The sequence below is a fragment of the Candidatus Magnetaquicoccus inordinatus genome (assembly GCF_004217665.1).
In the GTDB taxonomy this organism is placed as follows: Bacteria; Pseudomonadota; Magnetococcia; order Magnetococcales; family Magnetaquicoccaceae; genus Magnetaquicoccus; species Magnetaquicoccus inordinatus.
The window spans coordinates 1-1,492 of record NZ_RXIU01000427.1 but is presented as its reverse complement, the minus strand read 5'-3'; the positions used below and the strand labels follow the sequence as shown (position 1 = coordinate 1,492).

Sequence of the window (1,492 nt, the reverse complement as noted above, 5' to 3'; positions counted from 1 at the left end):
AAGCCGTTTTTGCCGGTATTGTTGTTGCCGTTTTGAATGCAGCCCATCAACAGCGTCTGGCCAAAGCCCAGCGTTTGGCGGTGCAGTGTGCCACCATTCGTCCCGAATTTATTCCCGGGCAACCGCTGCGGATCTTTTTTCTGGCCACCCGGCACCGACCCACGTTCCGCCATACAGCCTATGATCAGGCACAGGCTTTTGCCAAAATTGGCTGTCAGACAATGCTGTTTGATGAATCCCTGCTTGCAGGGAGCAACATACCGGAAGTGTTGGGATTATATCATTGGCAGGAGAGCTTGGCCGCCTTCAATCCACACGTGGTCATCGATTTGAACTATAACTTTACTTGGCATTCCAGCAATCTAGTGCAACTCCATCCCGATGTATTCAAAATCATTGAAATATTTGATCCCATTCCCCTGGTGACCCATGGTGATCCCGTCCCCTGGAGAAAGCGTGATCTACTCTATCCACTCACCTCCTACTATGAAAAACAGCTCTATGCTACCGGAGCCAATCCCAACCAGGTCATGGTGCGGGGATTTTCCTACAATGAGCAAACCTTTTTTGACCAGGCACTGCCACGACGCAGAAAAATTATTTTTGTCGGCAACGCCTATATCAATCCGGCACAGAAAGCGCCAGGCTGTGAACCACTTATTGCACAACTGGAAGAGATTTTTGCGGCAGGTGAGGCGTTCACTCCGGCACGCATCGAGCAGCTTGCCCGGAAATATTCCTATCCCGAATATTGGATCCGCGACCATATGTTGGGATATGTGGTGAGAAAGGGCTCACTGCACTGGTTATGTGCACTTGCTGACGAGATTGAGATTGAAATATATGGCAACCAATGGGAGAGTGATCCGCTGGTATATCCCTTCAGCAAAGGGGCGCTACCCCATGGCAAACAGGTAGCCCAAGCCTATAATGAAGCGGAATATGTGCTGGTCATCCACCCCTATGATCTGCAAAGTCGGCGCTTGCTGGAGGTGGTCGCCTGTGGAGCAACTCCGGTAGTCTATGACTGCCGAGCCATCGCCGACAGGCCACATTGGGATGACCATTGCCTCTGGTATCGCTCGCGTGCATCATTGTCTGCTGCCTTGTCCGGCCTGCAACCGCCCCTCCCCCCGCATCTGATCTGCAGTGGGCGCAGTTATACCGATTTTGCACGCCATATAGTCAACAGGGTCCAACATTGGCTGCGTGCGGAGGCGTCGTGATCATTCAGCGCTGCACGCTCCGTTGCGCCAGCAGGTTGGCAGCAACAAGTGGGAATTGATTCCGTTTTTGAACAGTGCAAGCTCCTTATAATGGCAAGGCCGTGCTCGCATACAAAACACTCTCCCGTCCATCATAATGGTAACATTCCAGAAAAAAATAGTAGCCGAGAGAGAGGGAAGCAATCCATTCTGAAACTGCATACAAATCTCTGTTATTGCTATGATAAACTGAGATGGCCAATTTTGGTCTAAAACGCCGAATAGTC

Annotated in this window: 1 protein-coding gene and 1 pseudogene; one reads left to right on the top strand and one right to left on the bottom strand. The window is 50.9% G+C overall.

What is annotated here, in order from left to right:
* Positions 1 to 1,226: glycosyltransferase family protein (locus EJP87_RS18130; RefSeq protein WP_193771469.1), on the top strand; the 1,226-nt coding region annotated here is incomplete at its 5' end.
* Positions 1,227 to 1,311: 85 nt separating this feature from the next.
* Here EJP87_RS18130 and EJP87_RS18740 read toward each other — a convergent pair.
* A pseudogene (locus EJP87_RS18740) lies at positions 1,312 to 1,492 on the bottom strand (FkbM family methyltransferase); the annotation flags it as partial.